Origin of the sequence: Legionella sainthelensi, assembly GCF_900637685.1 — a bacterium.
Classification (GTDB): domain Bacteria; phylum Pseudomonadota; class Gammaproteobacteria; order Legionellales; family Legionellaceae; genus Legionella; species Legionella sainthelensi.
This window is the reverse complement of record NZ_LR134388.1, coordinates 1832333-1849706: the sequence shown is the minus strand read 5'-3', so window position 1 is coordinate 1849706 and position 17374 is coordinate 1832333. Positions and strand designations below refer to the sequence as shown.

Sequence of the window (17374 nt, the reverse complement as noted above, 5' to 3'; positions counted from 1 at the left end):
AACTACAGTAAAATTCGTCTTATATCACTTAAGCAATCACTAATAAAACGAGTAAAACGGGCTGCTTCAGCCCCATCAATAACTCGGTGATCATAAGAAAGTGATAAAGGTAACATTAATTTTGGTTGGAATGTACCATTTTCATACACAGGTTTTATCTCTGAGCGAGATAAGCCTAGAATAGCAACTTCTGGACTGTTCACTATAGGGGTAAAAGATGTGCCACCAATTCCTCCCAGACTAGAAATAGTAAAACATCCTCCTGACATATCTGTTGGCATTAAACCTTTATCGCGAGCTTTTGTGCTCAAACGAGTCATTTCAATTGCAATTTCTGCAACACTTAATTGATCCACATTTTTAATTACAGGTACCACTAAACCATTTGGTGTTTCTACTGCAATTCCTATGTTACAATATTTTTTATAAATAAGATTTGCGCCTGAAGCATCTAAGGATGCATTAAACTGAGGAAATTCTTTTAAGGCTTTACTTACTACAGCACAAACAAATGCTAACAGGGTGAGCCTATAGCCTTTCTCTTTGGCTTTTTCTGCCTCAGATTTTCTAAATGCTTCAACTTCAGTGATGTCTGCTGAATCAAACTGCGTTACATGAGGTATGGTTACCCAAGAACGATGAACATTAGTTCCTGTAAGTTTTTTAATTTTATTTAGTGGCTTGGTTTCAATTTCACCAAACTGAGAGAAATCAATAGCTGGACTCGGCGGGATACCAAAAGTTCCAGTACTCGGTTGTGCACTTAGTCTTGCTTTTACATAAGCTTGGACATCTTCTTTAGTAATACGTGCCTTACGGCCACTGCCCTGTATTTCAGTTAAATCGACACCAAATTCGCGTGCTAATCGTCTTACAGCAGGGCCTGCTGCTACAATTTTTGCTGACTCTGAACTTTCTGAAATAGTTTGAGTGGACTTGGATATTTCAGGAGCAGTTGCAGATTGCTGAGAAGTAGAGATTGTTTCCTTTTCTGTTTTAGTTTCATTTAGGATAACTGCTTCGGTATCAGTTTCTACTGTAGCTATTAAAATTTCATCGCCTTCTGAAACCTTATCACCTACTTGCACGCTCAGTTTAGTAATTTTTCCCGTTACTGGAGAAGGGATCTCCATACTCGCCTTATCGGATTCTAATGTAATCAAAGGCATATCTTTTTCTATTTGGTCTCCAAGCTTGACCATAACCTCAATCACATCAACCTGAGTAGCACCGCCGATGTCAGGAACCTTAACCTTTTGTTCGGAGCTTGCTGGTTTGTCATTTGATTTATTTTCTTGTTCCTTTTTCGTCTGAGATTGCTTTTCTTCTTTAGTATTTGAGTCTATTTTTTCGGTAGCTGGCGATTTGGTTGGCTGAGCTATTTCGGTTTCATTTTCAACAGTAGCCAATAAAATCACATCACCTTTCGATATTTTATCGCCTACATTAACACTCAGCTTAGTCACTTTTCCAGCAATCGGAGATGGGATCTCCATGCTGGCTTTATCGGATTCCAAGGTAATTAGAGGAGTATCTACTGCTATTTGATCTCCTACCTGAACCATAATTTCAATCACATCAACCTGTGTAGCGCCGCCAATATCAGGAATTTTAACTTCTATTTCTTTTGACATTTCTTTCCTCAAATTTAGCCTGGGCAGGAATACAGCGATCACCCAGGGCAGATTGTTAATGCATCAGAACTCATGGATAAGGGTCTTGCCCACATCCAATTATTTAATTCAATTCTAATGATTAACCGGATTTAATTTATCAGGATTAATGTTATAGCGTTTCATTGCGTCCACAACTTTAGATTTATCAAGGTCTCCCTCAGCAACTAAAGCATTCAAAGCTGACAAAACGATAAATTTAGCGTCAACCTCAAAAAAATGACGCAATTGTTGACGCGTGTCACTTCTTCCATAGCCATCAGTTCCCAAAGTGACATAATGATTCGGAACAAAAGGACGAATTTGATCAGCGTAAATTCGCATATAGTCAGTCGCTGCAATTACTGGACCAGGTCTATCTTTTAATTGTTCTGCAACATAACATTTTTGCTCTTTTTCTTGGGGGTGCATCACGTTATAACGCTCTACAGCTAAGCCATCTCTTCTTAACTCATTAAAGCTCGTCACACTCCAAACGTCAGAAGTAACAGAATAATCTTCTTTCAGCATTCTCGCAGCTTCAAGAACTTCACGTAGAATTGTTCCACTACCCATGAGTTGTACGTGATGTTTCGATTTTTTCTTACTTGTTTGCAGCAAATACATTCCTTTTATAATACCCTCTTCTACTCCTTCAGGCATATCTGGATGCGTGTAATTTTCATTCATTACAGTAATGTAATAGAAAATGTTTTCCTGCCTTTCATACATACGATGCAATCCATTTTGAATGATTACTGCAAGCTCATATGCATAAGTAGGATCATACGAAACACAATTAGGAATAGTAGAAGCATACAAGTGGCTATGACCATCTTGATGTTGTAGACCTTCGCCAGCAAGGGTGGTACGTCCCGCAGTACCGCCAAGTAAAAATCCTCTGGCTTGTATATCTCCAGCTGCCCACGCTAAATCGCCAATACGTTGAAAACCAAACATGGAATAATAAATATAAAAAGGAATCATCGCCAATTTATTTGTACTATACGATGTTGCTGCGGCGATCCACGAGCAAAACGCACCCGCCTCATTAATTCCTTCCTCTAAGATTTGTCCATCCCGCGCCTCACGGTAAAACATGACTTGCTCATGATCTACAGGAGTGTAAAGTTGACCCACAGGCGAATAAATACCTATTTGTCTGAATAATCCTTCCATACCAAAAGTCCTACACTCATCTGGAACAATGGGTACGATTCGAGAGTTAATTTCTTTATTTTTTAACAAAATAGAAAGAATGCGAACAAAAGCCATAGTTGTAGAAATTTCCCTATCTCCAAGCCCTTTGGTAATTGAAGAAAAATCTTCTAAAGACGGGATTGTAAGGGAGTCTACTTCAGTAGAACGTGCTGGCAAATAGCCACCTAAAAGTTCTCTTTGCTTTTTAATATACTTAATTTCCGGGCTATCGTCTGCAGGTTTGTAAAAAGGAATATCTGCAATTTTATCATCACTGACGGGAATGCTAAATCGATCTCTAAATATTTTCAGTTGATCTACGGTCATCTTTTTTTGTTGGTGAGTAATGTTTTGTCCTTCGCCAGCAGCTCCCATGCCATAACCTTTTATTGTTTTTGCTAAGATAACCGTTGGAGTTCCTTTATGTTCAACTGCTTTGGCATAAGCGGCATAAACTTTTTGTGAATCATGGCCCCCTCTATTTAAGCGCCAAATTTCTTCGTCCGAATAATTTTCAACCATTTTCTTTAGCTCTGGATAATGATTAAAAAAATGTTGTCTTACATAAGCACCATTATTTGCCTTATAAGCTTGATAATCTCCATCTACACATTCTTCCATGCGCTTTTGCAACCAACCGTCCTTATCACGAGCTAATAGTGGATCCCATCGACCTCCCCATATAACCTTGATTACATTCCAACCTGCACCACGGAATAATCCTTCCAGCTCTTGAATAATTTTGCCATTACCTCGCACAGGGCCGTCTAAACGTTGCAAATTACAGTTTATAACAAAGATAAGATTATCTAATTTTTCCCGCGCTGCAATACTTAAAGCGCCTACAGATTCGGGCTCATCCATCTCTCCATCACCAAGAAAAGCCCATACTTTTCTATTTTCTGCTTTTATGAGTCCCCTATTTTCAAGATATTTTAAAAATCTAGCTTGGTAAATAGCTTGTAAAGGCCCCAAACCCATTGACACAGTAGGGAATTGCCAAAACTCTCCCATGAGCCACGGATGAGGATAAGAGGATAAACCATCAACCTCAACTTCTTGCCTGAATTTACTTAATTGTTTCTCTGTAAGGCGTCCTTCTAAAAATGCTCGCGCATATATCCCAGGAGCAGAATGACCCTGTATATATATTAAATCGCCACAATTTTCATTATTAGACCCTTTAAAAAAGTGATTAAATCCTGTTTCATACAAAGTGGAAGATGATGCATAAGACGCAATATGTCCACCGAGTTCTGCTGCATATTTACCAGCACGTAATACCATAGCTACAGCATTCCAACGGATTAAAGCACTAATTCGTTTAGCAAGACCCTCATCAGGAGGTATTTGCTTTTCTTCATGGGGCTTAATGGTATTTCTGTAAGGTGTATTAATTGAGCTTGATAAATTTACGCCTTCTGTATTTGCTTTATTGAGCAGCTGTTTTAAAAGAAATGCCCCTCTTTCCGGACCATCATTGATCAATACAGCTTGCAGGGCATCCAGCCATTCACGTGTTTCTATAGGATCCAAATCTAAATTATTTTCATTTGCCATGAAAGTGTTCCCCGAAATCTATTAAATACAATTAGGTACAGTTTGTAATTTTTTTGGAATTACTCCAGCACAACTTTGCTTACAAACGGTTAAGTCAGATAAGCAGTCACAAGTTACTTTGCGGCATTGTAGTGGATCGCGATAAGAATTCAACTCACGCATCACTTTTTTACCTTCAGCTTTTCTTTCATGCACATACTTTTCAAAGTCGCTAGCCGCGGAAGTTTGAGAGGCAGTAGAACAAGCTGGGCAATTATCAATACAATTTTTTCTACAAAATTCAAAATGTTGCATACAAGTCATGTTGCATTGTGCAACTTCTCGCTCTTTTAGTACATTTTGCTTCATTCCTTGACAACCCAAAAGGCTAAGCAACACAACACAATAGAATAATCGCCAAAAAAAACCCATATGAATATCCGTTATAAGCTACATCCAAGAAAACAATGTAAATAAAGCGATAAGAACTAACATAACAATAATTGCATGTTCCACTAAACTTTCAGCTGCGGGCATGGATATTTCTTCCATGTCATTGCTTTTAACCGCTTGCATCCCACAATCGCGTAACATCTCAGAATTGATTTCTGGCTTTGCAAAAAGAAAACGAGTAAATATAGAGATACCTCGTTGAAAGTTTCCCACAAGCAAAAAGAGGATTACTGTAAGCCGTGCAGGTATCCATTCAAGCAAATCTGTAACTTCATTTGCTTGTTCATGAACTGTATTAAATTCTCTACATAAAGTAATCAAGCGATAAGCCAATGCCCCAATCGGACCTGCAACAATGAACCAAAATACAAGAGAGAATAACTGCCTGTTTACACTGATAAAATAATCTGCCACTAATTCTTGATCACTTTTAACCTCTGAATGAGTTATTGGATAAAATATATTTTGCGGCCCAAGACAATAGAAAAAAATTAATATACTTAAAATCAACCCCATTAAACCAAAAAATACCTGGTGCAGTAATAAGTAGATAATTAATGCCAACAGCAATAGAGGAATTACTATCAAAGCCAACAGTGCCCAAGGATTAGCAAAAAAACTATTCTTATCCGCACTACTTTTTATTTTTTGGTAATAACTAGTAAACCAATAAAATCGTTGGTAAGAGGCTGAATGAATCAGGAATCGTTCACAGGACAGACATAAAAGTATAACTAATAATTTCATTATTTAATCCTTACGCATTTTATCAGATAAGGCTATGGGAGTTGGGTATTTCAAAACAACAAAATACGATGAAACAATAAACGTTAAAATAGTCGTTGCTTGGATCAAATTCGATGCTTTATCGGAAATGAGCTGTGTACTCAATGCAATGCTTGCTACTAGCAATGAGAATTCACTCGCTTGTCCTAATCGAACTCCAACTTCTTTTGCAACCTGTTTTTTTTCACCGGACTTGTTAAGCAGAAAATAAAACAAAGTAGGCTTAATGAGTAAAATTAAAGCAGATAATATCAAAGCAGGCATAACAATTTGCTTGGCTAAATCAAAATTAAAAGTTGCTCCAATTGAAAAAAAGAACATGACTAAAAAAAAGTCTCTTAACGGCTTTAAGCTTTCTGCAATAAAAAGAGAAATGGGACTAGCAGCTAATGCTACTCCAGCAATAAAAGCACCTATATCTTCTGACAAACCTATTTTTTGGGCAAGAACGGACAAACCAAGACACCAACCAATAGACAATAGAAATACATACTCTTGAGTTCTATCAAAGCGAGCAAGTAAGCGTATTAAAACATATTTCTCAACCGCAAAAGCAAACAGACAAAGTGCGGGTAGAGCGATACCAACTAGCATAATATCATCAAATGAAAGGCCACTTCTTTGTTGGGCGCCATTAATCAAGATTAATACAATTATTGCAATAACATCTTGCATCAATAGCACACTGATCATGACTTCGCCTGTGTGTTGGTGATGTAAAATAGTAGTCGGCAATAATTTTAAGCCGATAATTGTACTCGAGAACATCATCGAGCCGCCTAAAATCCATGACTCTGTCACAGTTAATCCAAAGAATCGCCCTATCCAATAAGCAGTTACTGCAAAAAGCACTGAGCTAACTAAAGCAATCCAAGTTACTTTTTTCAACATATGAATTAAATTTTGTGGTTGTAAGTGTAATCCAAGCAGAAATAGAAGAAATACAATACCAACGTCACCAATTTGTTTCACAATACTTATGTCAGATACAAGCTTCATCCCCCAAGGTCCAAGCATCGCTCCAAGTAGAATATAAGCAACTAATAAAGATTGTTTGGTATAAAGAACCAACGTAGATAAAAATGCAGCGCCTGCGAAAATTAAAAAAATGGTATAAAACACAGAACCATCATGCATTGATCAAGTACCTTATTTATGTTAATTAGCCCAAAAAGTTTAGAAAATATTACCATGTACCCAAAAGAAACAAGACATTAACGCCCACACCTACTTTATTTCATCCAGACTACACCACCCATTATAACAATATAGGTACCTTGAAATATAGACGCAATAATTTTATCTATTTATCCGCAAATTAGCTATCTCTATATTCCATTATTCGATTATTCAATTAAATCAAAACTGAAAATGAGCCTCTAACTCCATTAAGTGCTAATTTATGCTTTAAACTGTCCGCTGTATTTTTGTCCCAAATGGTCCTACCCTAACAATATAGCTTCGACGATAACGCTCTATAGAAACAGGCGATGATGTAATACGAACCAATTTTTCTTTTAAGCGCTTTGCAGAAGCCTCAGTTGTAAAAGCTCCTGCTTGTATGTAATAACGAGCCTGTCCAGGTCCTGCCAATGTTTCTATTTCAACATTTGCAGTTCCCTTAGGAAAAACTCCAAGTTTTAATGCCGCTGCATATGATAAATCAATAATCCGATTGGAATGAAAAGGACCACGATCATTTACTTTAACTACAGCCTCTTTACCATTATCTAAATTTTTCACTTTTATATAAGTAGGTAAAGGCAATGTCTTATGAGCGGCAGACATAACATACATGTTATAAGGCTCACCGCTTGAAGTTCTTTGTTTATGGAATTTTGTCCCATACCAAGAAGCAACTCCGCGTGTTTTATACCCTGAAGAATTTCTCATCACCTGGTAGGAACGTCCATCAACGGAATATTCACTGGGATTTCCATATCGACTTAAAGGCTCTTTTGTCGGAACAGGTTCTTTAAAACTAATTTTTTTCTGCTTTACTGGTGCCCCATCCTGATATTGTGTATATCGATTTGATTTATTTTTATAGCGATTATAAATCGAAGTATTCATGCTCTGAGATGTCTGTGGTGTGGCTTTTTTTCCGCCGGAGGATGCTGTATTAAGAGACTGATTTGTAGTTTGACATCCTGTTAATAGAATTGTCATAGCAATAAGTATCTTTCGCATATTTACCATTTAGAATTATTATTATTTTTGGTTAATATACCTAAATATGACTTAATTTCGAAGAATTATTTTCAAGAGAAAAAAATTTCATTATTTTTCACATGTCCTTTTGTTGCATGGAAAAGGGTGTGGTACCATATGCACATTTTTGTAATTACATTAGGCAATAACATGACAAGAACAACGTCTATTCTTTTAACTACATTGTTTATTATCACTTTATTTGTGCAGTCAACTCATTCTATGGCTGATGAAGGTACATTACCAACAAAACCGACAACAAATTTAGACAGACCCTCTCCTACAGTCACCAATAAGCCCTTAGTTACTCCTGCTGCCCCTATTCTTAATGCCAAAGCCTATATATTAATTGATGTTAACAGTGGGAAAATTATTGCTGAAAAGAACAGTGAAGAACGATTGCCTCCCGCAAGTTTAACTAAGATGATGACTTTGTATGTTGTCTCGAATGCTCTTCATCATGAGCAAATTCATCTCAATGATAATGTTAGAGTAAGCCGTGAAGCATGGAAAATTGGCGGTTCACGAATGTTTATTAAAGAAGGACAACAAGTGCCTGTAGAAGATTTGCTTAAAGGAATTATTGTTGACTCTGGAAATGATGCATGCGTCGCTATGGCGGAACATGTTGGTGGAACTGAAAACTCCTTTACAGATCTCATGAACCAACAAGCCCAGAATTTAGGGATGAAAAACAGTCACTTTACTGACAGCACTGGTTTGCCCGATCCTAACCTCTATACCACAGCTAAAGATTTAGCAATTCTTGGAAGAGCATTAATTATTGATTTTCCTCAGTATTATGAGTGGTATAAGCAAAAATGGTTTACCTACAATGGTATTCGCCAACCCAATAGAAATAGATTGTTATGGCGTGATAATCAAGTCGATGGTATAAAAACAGGTCATACAAACGACGCAGGTTTTTGTTTAGTATCCTCAGCAAAACGCGACAATATGCGCTTATTAGCTGTTGTTTTAGGTGAACCTACTGACTCCTCTCGTGCAGATGATAGTGAGAAACTCCTGAACTATGGTTTTAGATTTTTTGAAACACACCAACTTTACAAATCCGGACAATCAATTACAGAATTACCTCTTTACAAAGGGCAAATAGACAAAGTAGCTGTGGGTCTAAATGAAGACCAGTACATCACAATCCCAACCGGACAATATCAACGTCTCAATGTGACAACTAAAATTCCCTCCTATCTTGAAGCTCCAATTAAAAAAGGAGATAAAATAGGTGACTTAGTTGTTCAATTTGATAATAATGTTGTATCTACTCAAACTCTTTATGCGCTGCAAGATGTAGAGTCTGGAGGCTTTTTTACTCGAACCAAAGATTCTATTCGTTTGCTCTTTAAAGGATGGTTTGGTTCCTAAGGTTTATACAGGATGACTAAAGAAACATTCATTGATTTTCCCTGTTACTTTCCTATCAAAATAATAGGGAATAATTCAACTTTATTTCTGGAGGAAATTAGACAGATAACCCTGACCCATTTCCCTGAGACAACTCAAGATGCATTGACACATAAAATGAGTAAAAACTCTAATTATTTGGCGATCACCGTTTCAGTATTTGTGGAAAATCAAGAGAGTCTTGATGCATTTTATCGAGCACTTACTCAGCATCCTGAAGTAAAGATGGTTTTATAATGAAAATACGACAGCTAGGTATTCAAAATTATGATGATGTTTGGCTGCAAATGAAAGAATTTACGCAGAGCCGCCAAACCAACACTGAAGATGAGCTTTGGCTGCTCGAGCATTTTTCTATATATACTCAAGGCCAAGCAGGAAAGCCAGAACATATCTTAAATCCTGCCAACATACCTATAATACAATCTGATCGTGGAGGACAAGTAACTTATCATGGACCAGGTCAACTAGTAGCCTACGTTTTAATGGATCTAAGAAGAAAAAATCTAGGGATCAGATCCTTAGTAAGCAAATTAGAACAAATTTTAATTCTTGTTCTGGAACAATACGAAATTGAAGGATCGATTCGATGTGGGGCCCCCGGAGTCTACGTTAAAGAACAAAAAATTGCATCTATAGGTTTAAGAGTGAAAAATGGTTGTACTTATCATGGAATTGCACTTAATGTAAATATGAATTTAAAACCATTTTTAGGTATTAATCCTTGCGGGTTTGAAAAAATGGAAATGACACAAATAAGTCATTTTTATCCTAAGGTGCAATTAGATGAGGTCAATCAACGTTTTGTGCAATTTTTTTTACAACAATTCTATTCTTAACGCCGCATGAACTTGTTCGTAGACTATGTACAACCACTTACAGACTGGTTGCAACAAAACCCTCACTGGTCTTTATTTATAACCTTTCTTATTTCACTAACTGAGTCATTAGCTATCATAGGAAGTATAGTACCTGGCAGTGTTACCATGACTGCTATAGGAATTCTCGCAGGTTCAGGAATCATGCGTGTCGATCTTACTTTATTAGCGGCTATTTTGGGTGCAGTAGCAGGTGATAGTTTAAGCTATGCGTTAGGTTACTATTACAGCGAGCAGTTAATTGATATGTGGCCATTTAAAAAATATCCCAAATGGCTACAATATGGTAAAGATTTTTTTAAGGCCCATGGAGGAAAGAGTGTCTTGGTAGGCCGTTTTGTAGGGCCTTTACGCTCCATAATTCCGGTAATTGCTGGCATATTGCATATGAAGCAATGGCATTTTTTAGTTGCAAATGTTTTATCTGCAATAGGCTGGTCTCTTTTATACGTAATGCCCGGAGTCGTTCTTGGTGCTGCAAGTCATGAGTTATCAACGGAAAACGCCACGCACTTATTTTTATTAATTCTTATACTTCTTGCCGGAATTTGGCTTATCAGCTTAATATTTAAGTGGCTAATAAAGCAATTAAATTCTTTCTTGAAATTGTCACTACATAATTTATGGCTAAAATTTAAAAATAATTCATTATTAGCTTCTGTATATCAAGCACTCACTCCGAAAAATGAAAAAGACCACTACCCTACTGCATCCTTAGTACTTATTGCTTTTTTTTGCATCATCAGTTTTACTATTCTTCTAGGTTTGACAATTAAGACATCGTGGCTTTCTTATATCAATTTGCCAATTTATTTATTTTTTCAAAGTTTTAATACAACAACACTCAAAGTCTTTTTTATTTTTTGTACTCAACTTACTAGCACAATAACCATTGTCAGCTTTTTCATTATTAGTACCTGCTGGTTTATTTATCAGAAGAAAATTTCTACATTAATTTATCTATTAAGCCTTATTACATTTAATTGTCTTCTCATATTGCTATTGAAATTTTTTGTATATGTACCAAGGCCTACTGGGATTTTAGTAGTTATGCCTGATAGCTCATTTCCAGCAATAAATATTGAAATCGCTACGGCATTATACGGATTCATCTTATTTTATATAAAAAGTACCTATGATCTATTTACGAATGTCTTAAAGTCTATAATGTATGCTCTCTTAGGCTTAAGTGGTTTAGGAGCCATTTATTTAGGAGATTATTGGTTCACAGATATTATTGCATCGTATTTTGCAGGGGCAGCAATTTGCCTTGTGCATTGCCTGGTTTATAGAAAAGCAAACTTTAACCTTAAAAAAGCATCATTTTCAGTATTGGTATTCTCACCTTTTTTGATAAGTATTCTTTTATTTTCATTTTTATCTACCTCTTATCATTTTAAAACATTATCTTATAACCACACCTCTTATCATCAACAATATACCTTAAGTGAAAAGGCATGGTGGCAACAAAAAAAACCTATATTGCCAATTTACCAATTAAGTAGAATTGGAAAAAGGATAAGTTTGCTTAATTTACAATATGCTGGTGATTTATATTTATTTCAACATAGTCTAGAAGATCATGGATGGGAGTCTCATTTGGATTCATTTTTTCCAATCTATTAATGCATATGAATAAAGAACCGAACCGTGTTAAATTACCATTATTAACTCAACTTTATGAAAATAAACCACCTGTATTAATAATGACCTATACTGAGAAAAAATCTGATTTAATTTTAGAATTGAGAATATGGGAGTCTAATTATACTTTATTGAATTCAAATAAACCTCTATGGATCGGTAGTATTCATTCATCGAAATCAGTTTCTAAACAAAAAAACATGAGTTCTTTTAAAGAACTTATTGATCCTCTTCATTATATAGTTAAAACCGAGGAAACTTTTGCTGTGAAACAAATCTTGCTTCCCAAAGAGACAGTTAAAACAACACGATATCCTGTACAACCAAGAATTATTCTTATTAAACAGAAAAATCTATCCTCCAATTAAACCAAGGTAACTTAACTATACACGAATTAAAAATACTGCTATAACTATATGTTTTTAAGAATAAATATAAGGTTTTGTTGCCCTACAATACCATCGAGCATGTTCAGAACGTAGGTAATCGAAACCAATTGTCAACAAATCCTAATTTTAAGAGTATCTCTTGAATGTATATCATTGCAAAATTGATTCAAAATTTTTTTCCATTAATTGCTTTAATACTCCTAATCATTGGAATAAAAAAGAATGCCATCTATTACATGATTTCAGCTCTTTGGCTAAGCCTTATAGCGATGTTGATTCATCTCCAATTCTCAGGTAATCAAATCTTTGGCACTTATTTTAACTATTATAATGCAGCGATATATTCTTCAAATTTACTCATATTGTTAATTACCTTAATTTATGTTATTTCGCATTTAAGTTCCGGAAGTACTTTAAAATCTGTATATAGCTTTGTTAATGCATTCTTAGTTGTGATCGCACTTTTAAGCATTATTAATCTTTGGATGAATGCTTTTTTTATTGAAAATAAAATGCAGGGAACACCTATAATACAAGTTGCACTTATTAATAAACCCGATTATTGCACTAGTAAGTATGTATTTTATAAAGTTAATCTTGATAGTTCTATCATGTATCTCTGTCCCAATTATTATGGTTTAATACCATCTGTAGGACGTTTAGCAGTAAGCCCTGATTTTATTGCTGCGCAATTACCGTTATCGATTAAAAATCAAATATTATTAAAACACAAACAAAAGTGAAAAGAGGTTCAGTAGTAAATGTGCGACTTAGCTTTGATAACGAGGGAAGTTAAATTGTTCTTTGGATTATTATTTGATACCATGTCGAAAATTTATCATTTTAATATTCACATGAAGAGAGTATATGCTCTTATTATGATAGTAGTTAGCTTGAATAGCTATGCTATGGCACCTAAACTTAATTGGGATCAGGCTGTTGATCGTGCTGTACAACGCTATGGTTTAAGAGTTGAACCGCAGTTAAAATCCTATTTTTCTAAGGCGGGGGTTAGTTATCCTCCTCGCGAAGTAGCGCTGCTTGCGTTTAAATCCGAAAGAAAGGTAGAACTTTGGGCAAAAAACTCTAAGCAATCTTGGAAACATATTCATGATTACCCACTAACAGGGTTCAGTGGGCGATTAGGGCCTAAATTACGTGAAAATGACAAACAAATCCCTGAAGGTGTGTATCGATTAGTTAATTTTAATCCTTTTAGCAGCATGCATCTCTCAATGATGATCAATTATCCCAATAATTTTGATAGACAAAAAGGTTATCAAGATGGAAGAAAACAATTAGGAAATAATATTTTTATCCATGGCAAAAATTTATCAGTGGGTTGTTTGGCTGTTGGTGATCTCGCAATTGATCAACTATTTATTTTAGCAAGACGTGTTGGTTTAAATAATATTCAAGTGATTATTGCTCCCAATGATCTTCGCAAGAAAAAACCCTCTACCACGACATTTGCTCAACCAAGATGGCTTCCCGAATTATATAAACATATTGCGGAATCTTTAAAACCGTTTGGTAAAAACAATTACACTGCTTAGACCAAATGTTAAGCTATTTTGCGATAGAGTATTCCTCGGGGTATACGTATCTCTTGGAGAAAGCATAAAAAATTTTTCATCATGTTCGCGAAAATAGATCCCCGCTTGCGCGAGGACAATTACAAACTCCTGCAATAGCAGTGAGAACTTTAGGCCGCTAAGCTTTAGGTAAAGAAGCCAATAACTCTGATACCTCTTTAGGTGTTAATTCATAATGCTGTCCTCGAGATAGATATCGCGGCATGGTAATCTTTCCATAGCGAATTCGAATCAAACGGCTTACTTCGACACCTTGGGATTCCCATAGACGTCGCACCTCTCTGTTGCGGCCTTCATTTAAAGTTACATGATACCAACTATTTGCACCTTCCCCACCACGAAACTCTAAACGAGTAAATTTTGCCATTCCATCATCTAACTCAACGCCTTTAATTAAATTATTTAAAGCTTCCTGAGAAACCTGTCCATGGACTCTAACAGCATATTCCCGCTCAAATCCATATCTAGGATGCATTAGTTGATTAGCGAGTTCACCGGAGTTAGTAAAAACTAGTAATCCCGAAGTATTTAAATCCAAACGCCCTACTTGTACCCAACGACCTTGTCTTAAATGAGGTAAGTGATCAAAAACTGTTTTCTCAAACTTGGGATCATGGCGACTTGAAATTTCTCCTACTGGCTTATGATATAGCAAAATTCGTACATTATTTTTAACTTTTAGGGGATTAGGGATCAATTTCCCTTTTACAGTAATTTTATCCTCTGCACTCGCTGAGTCACCCAATTTCACTGGTTTTCCGTTAACCTGGACCCACCCATTTTCAATCCAGCGCTCCATTTCACGCCGAGAACCAAGACCTGCTTGACTTAATATCTTTTGTAACCTATCGCTGCTCATTCGGTAATATACTCTTCTTCATTAGGGTTGTTATGTAAGCTCAATGTTTCCATAACCTCTGGCAAGGCTGGAAGCTCGTTTAAATAGTGTAAATTAAAATAATTGAGAAACTCTCTTGTCGTAGTATAAACAGCAGGCTTGCCTGCTACATTTTTATAACCAGAAATACGAATCCATTCTCTTTCCAATAAAGTTTTTATAATTTGGCTATTTACTGCTACTCCACGAAACTCTTCGATATCTGCTCGAGTTACTGGTTGCTTGTACGCGATAATTGCTAATGTTTCAAGCAAAGCTCGTGAATACTTTATTGGTTTTTCTATTTGTAATCTCGCCACCCAATTACTGTATTCTTTTTTTGTTTGGATTCTGAAACCTGTAGCAACTTGAACCAGTTCAAAAGATCGTAACGAATAATCTTCTTTTAGTTCGTTAATAATGGTTATTAGATGCTCTTTGGATGGTCTTTGCCATTCGTCAAAAGTGTCTAACAAGCGCTCTACGGATAAAGGTTCATTAGAGCTTAGAATTAATGCTTCAATGATATTTTTTAATAGCTTATTATCCATTATATTATGCTGCCTGTAATAATATGGAAGCGAAAGCTTCATTTTGAGTGATAACAATTAAGGATTGTCTCGACAGCTCTAAAATAGCTAATAAGGAAACAATAAGCCCCATTCTTCCTTCATCCAAAGTAAATAACTGTTTAAACTCCAAAACTTGATATTCTTGAAGCATGAGCAAGACACTACTCATACGCTCACGAACAGATAATGCTTCACGAGAAATTTGATGATGGCTCACTTGCTCCTCTCTTTTCATTAAAGCAATCATTGCATCAACTAAATCATCTAATTCAACTTCAGGATGGACGATGATTCGCTCAAGTTCGGTTGGAGCCACTTGGATTAAAAAATAATCGCGTTCTTGTCGTGGAAGTGCATTAAGCAATTCGGCAGCGCATTTTATTTGCTCATACGCTTGTAATCTCCTCACTAAGGCCATACGTGGGTCTTCGCCCTCTTCATCGTCACCTTTTGGAGGAGCTGGCAATAAGAGTCGAGACTTAATTTCAGCGAGCATTGCTGCCATCAATAAATAGTCGGCGGCAAGCTCCAATCTCCGACATTCCATCAATTGAATGTAATGCAAATATTGCTTTGTAATACTCATAATTGGAATATCCAATATATCAATATTTTGCTTCCGAATCAGATATAACAGTAAATCAAGGGGGCCACTAAACGAATCCAGTAATACCTCAAGCGCATCGGGTGGAATGTATAAATCATCAGGTAGTTCAGTCAGTTCTTTACCTGCAACTACAGCTTTAATTTCAGGCTTTGATAATTCAATGTCCATTCTAATACTATTTTATGATTTTTTTGTCCTGAGGCATCGCTTTTTAATAATCAAGTCCCATCACTTCTCTAACGGTACTCAAATTTTTACAAGCAACCTCTCGTGCTGATTCACTTCCTTCAGAAACGATTCGTTTTACTGAGCCTAAATCAGATTCGTATTCAGTAATTGCTTCTTGAATGGGTTTTAGCTCATTATTAATACTATCAACAACAGGTCTTTTACATTCAATACAACCGATTCCAGCAGTACGACATCCTATTTGAACCCAATTTTTAACCTCTTCATTGGAATATATTTTGTGAAATTGCCAAACTGGACATTTTTCCGGCTCACCCGGATCGGTTCGTTTTACTCGCGCCGGATCTGTCGGCATAGTTAACACTTTCTTTTCTACTTGGTCAGGAGGCTCTCTTAGCATAATAGTGTTATGATAGGACTTGGACATTTTTTGTCCATCAAGACCCGGCATTTTAGCCGTTTCGGTAAGTAATGGATGAGGCTCAGGTAAAATAATTTTACCACTCCCTTCTAAATACCCCAATAAGCGTTCTTTATCACCAATAGATAAATTAGACTGATCTTCCAAAAGTGCTTGGGCTGTTTTAATTGCCTCATGATTACCAAGCTCTTGAAATTGTCTGCGTAACTCACTATAAAATTTACTGTTCTTCTTACCCATTTTTTTTATAGCTTCAGCTGCTAATTCTTCAAAATTGGGTTCTTTACCATAAAGATAGTTAAATCGGCGAGCAATTTCGCGAGTGAGCTCTATGTGAGAGACTTGATCTTCACCAACAGGAACATAATCTGCATGATAAATCAAAACATCAGCACTTTGTAATAAGGGATAACCTAAAAAACCGTAGGTTGCTAAATCTTTTTCCTTTAATTTTTCCTGTTGATCTTTAAAAGTAGGAACTCTTTCCAACCATCCCAAAGGAGTGATCATGGATAAAAGCAAATGCAACTCCGCATGTTCGGGAACCCAAGATTGGATAAAAATTCGTGATAGTCCGGGATTAACACCACAAGCTAACCAATCAACAATCATATCCCAAAGATGCTTTTCTATAAATCTAGGTTCATCATATTGAGTCGTTAATCCATGCCAATCCGCAGCAAAAAAGAAGCAATCATATTGATGTTGTAAGTTGATCCAATTTTTTATTACCCCATGGTAGTGTCCAAGATGTAATCTTCCACTGACACGCATTCCAGAAACAACTCGTTTATTGGAACTAAATAATACTGACATCAATAGCCTCTTTTAATGATTTATTTAACATAACTCTCAACTTTCCCAGAGTTTTTCATAAGCGTATACCACAAGTACTTCTGCCCTGTTTTTAACTTAAATATTGGTTCGCACACATAC

Annotated in this window: 14 protein-coding genes and 2 pseudogenes; 6 read left to right on the top strand and 10 right to left on the bottom strand. The window is 36.1% G+C overall.

The window, feature by feature from the left end:
- Positions 1 to 2 precede the first annotated feature (2 nt).
- The 6 genes and pseudogenes from aceF to EL220_RS19545 form a co-directional block, all read right to left on the bottom strand.
- Complete coding sequence (gene aceF / locus EL220_RS08160; protein WP_027269938.1) at positions 3 to 1634, bottom strand: dihydrolipoyllysine-residue acetyltransferase; 1632 nt, start codon at positions 1632 to 1634, stop codon at positions 3 to 5.
- Positions 1635 to 1748: 114 nt separating this feature from the next.
- A complete protein-coding gene (gene aceE / locus EL220_RS08155) occupies positions 1749 to 4412 on the bottom strand; it encodes a pyruvate dehydrogenase (acetyl-transferring), homodimeric type (RefSeq protein ID WP_027269937.1) in 2664 nt (887 codons plus the stop codon).
- Between the two features lie 21 nt (positions 4413 to 4433).
- The gene (locus EL220_RS08150; RefSeq protein ID WP_027269936.1) at positions 4434 to 4823 is read right to left on the bottom strand and encodes a hypothetical protein; all 390 of its coding nucleotides are present in this window, start codon (positions 4821 to 4823) and stop codon (positions 4434 to 4436) included.
- A gap of 18 nt (positions 4824 to 4841) precedes the next feature.
- On the bottom strand, positions 4842 to 5591 hold the full coding sequence (gene ampE / locus EL220_RS08145; protein WP_027269935.1) for a regulatory signaling modulator protein AmpE: 750 nt from the start codon (positions 5589 to 5591) through the stop codon (positions 4842 to 4844).
- 3 nt (positions 5592 to 5594) lie between these two features.
- Positions 5595 to 6767 (bottom strand): cation:proton antiporter, encoded by a 1173-nt coding sequence (locus EL220_RS08140; RefSeq protein WP_027269934.1) that lies wholly within the window; start codon positions 6765 to 6767, stop codon positions 5595 to 5597.
- A gap of 217 nt (positions 6768 to 6984) precedes the next feature.
- Positions 6985 to 7820 (bottom strand): annotated as a pseudogene (locus EL220_RS19545) (septal ring lytic transglycosylase RlpA family protein).
- Between the two features lie 171 nt (positions 7821 to 7991).
- On the opposite strand from EL220_RS19545, the gene EL220_RS08130 reads away from it, so the two are divergent.
- The 6 genes and pseudogenes from EL220_RS08130 (at position 7992) to EL220_RS08105 (ending at position 13733) form a co-directional block, all read left to right on the top strand.
- Entirely contained in the window at positions 7992 to 9227 is a 1236-nt protein-coding gene (locus tag EL220_RS08130) for a D-alanyl-D-alanine carboxypeptidase family protein (protein ID WP_027269932.1), read from the top strand.
- Between the two features lie 12 nt (positions 9228 to 9239).
- Positions 9240 to 9503 carry an HP0495 family protein gene (locus tag EL220_RS08125; protein ID WP_027269931.1) on the top strand — a complete coding sequence of 88 codons (264 nt, stop codon included), beginning with the start codon at positions 9240 to 9242 and terminating at the stop codon, positions 9501 to 9503.
- On the top strand, positions 9503 to 10105 hold the full coding sequence (gene lipB, locus EL220_RS08120) for a lipoyl(octanoyl) transferase LipB (RefSeq protein ID WP_027269930.1): 603 nt from the start codon (positions 9503 to 9505) through the stop codon (positions 10103 to 10105). Before EL220_RS08125 ends, lipB begins: the two co-directional genes overlap by 1 nt.
- Before the next feature lie 6 nt (positions 10106 to 10111).
- Positions 10112 to 12156, top strand: a pseudogene (locus tag EL220_RS08115) (VTT domain-containing protein).
- A gap of 164 nt (positions 12157 to 12320) precedes the next feature.
- Complete coding sequence (locus EL220_RS08110) at positions 12321 to 12920, top strand: hypothetical protein (protein ID WP_027269928.1); 600 nt, start codon at positions 12321 to 12323, stop codon at positions 12918 to 12920.
- Positions 12921 to 13055: 135 nt separating this feature from the next.
- A complete protein-coding gene (locus tag EL220_RS08105; protein WP_414092921.1) occupies positions 13056 to 13733 on the top strand; it encodes a L,D-transpeptidase family protein in 678 nt (225 codons plus the stop codon).
- Positions 13734 to 13890: 157 nt separating this feature from the next.
- Here the strand turns inward: EL220_RS08105 and rluB are convergent, their stop codons facing one another.
- Genes rluB through EL220_RS08085 form a run of 4 tightly spaced genes read right to left on the bottom strand, consistent with a single transcriptional unit; the run spans position 13891 to position 17254 of the window.
- Positions 13891 to 14631 (bottom strand): 23S rRNA pseudouridine(2605) synthase RluB, encoded by a 741-nt coding sequence (rluB, locus tag EL220_RS08100; RefSeq protein ID WP_027269926.1) that lies wholly within the window; start codon positions 14629 to 14631, stop codon positions 13891 to 13893.
- Positions 14628 to 15200: an SMC-Scp complex subunit ScpB gene (gene scpB, locus EL220_RS08095; RefSeq protein WP_027269925.1), complete on the bottom strand. Its 573-nt coding sequence runs from the start codon at positions 15198 to 15200 to the stop codon at positions 14628 to 14630. The genes rluB and scpB overlap by 4 nt, the downstream gene beginning before the upstream one ends.
- Before the next feature lie 4 nt (positions 15201 to 15204).
- On the bottom strand, positions 15205 to 15996 hold the full coding sequence (locus tag EL220_RS08090; RefSeq protein ID WP_027269924.1) for a segregation and condensation protein A: 792 nt from the start codon (positions 15994 to 15996) through the stop codon (positions 15205 to 15207).
- A gap of 43 nt (positions 15997 to 16039) precedes the next feature.
- On the bottom strand, positions 16040 to 17254 hold the full coding sequence (locus tag EL220_RS08085) for a tryptophan--tRNA ligase (protein WP_027269923.1): 1215 nt from the start codon (positions 17252 to 17254) through the stop codon (positions 16040 to 16042).
- Between the last annotated feature and the right edge of the window lie 120 nt (positions 17255 to 17374).

Bases quoted from the DNA above. Each gene is read 5' to 3' on its own strand.
- aceF (WP_027269938.1), bottom strand. From the start codon at position 1,634: ATGTCAAAAGAAATAGAAGTTAAAATTCCTGATATTGGCGGCGCTACA.
- ampE (WP_027269935.1), bottom strand. From the start codon at position 5,591: ATGAAATTATTAGTTATACTTTTATGTCTGTCCTGTGAACGATTCCTG.
- EL220_RS08150 (WP_027269936.1), bottom strand. From the start codon at position 4,823: ATGGGTTTTTTTTGGCGATTATTCTATTGTGTTGTGTTGCTTAGCCTT.
- EL220_RS08140 (WP_027269934.1), bottom strand. From the start codon at position 6,767: ATGCATGATGGTTCTGTGTTTTATACCATTTTTTTAATTTTCGCAGGC.
- EL220_RS08130 (WP_027269932.1), top strand. From the start codon at position 7,992: ATGACAAGAACAACGTCTATTCTTTTAACTACATTGTTTATTATCACT.
- EL220_RS08125 (WP_027269931.1), top strand. From the start codon at position 9,240: ATGACTAAAGAAACATTCATTGATTTTCCCTGTTACTTTCCTATCAAA.
- EL220_RS08110 (WP_027269928.1), top strand. From the start codon at position 12,321: ATGTATATCATTGCAAAATTGATTCAAAATTTTTTTCCATTAATTGCT.
- EL220_RS08085 (WP_027269923.1), bottom strand. From the start codon at position 17,254: ATGTCAGTATTATTTAGTTCCAATAAACGAGTTGTTTCTGGAATGCGT.
- lipB (WP_027269930.1), top strand. From the start codon at position 9,503: ATGAAAATACGACAGCTAGGTATTCAAAATTATGATGATGTTTGGCTG.
- rluB (WP_027269926.1), bottom strand. From the start codon at position 14,631: ATGAGCAGCGATAGGTTACAAAAGATATTAAGTCAAGCAGGTCTTGGT.
- aceE (WP_027269937.1), bottom strand. From the start codon at position 4,412: ATGGCAAATGAAAATAATTTAGATTTGGATCCTATAGAAACACGTGAA.
- EL220_RS08105 (WP_414092921.1), top strand. From the start codon at position 13,056: ATGATAGTAGTTAGCTTGAATAGCTATGCTATGGCACCTAAACTTAAT.
- EL220_RS08090 (WP_027269924.1), bottom strand. From the start codon at position 15,996: ATGGACATTGAATTATCAAAGCCTGAAATTAAAGCTGTAGTTGCAGGT.
- scpB (WP_027269925.1), bottom strand. From the start codon at position 15,200: ATGGATAATAAGCTATTAAAAAATATCATTGAAGCATTAATTCTAAGC.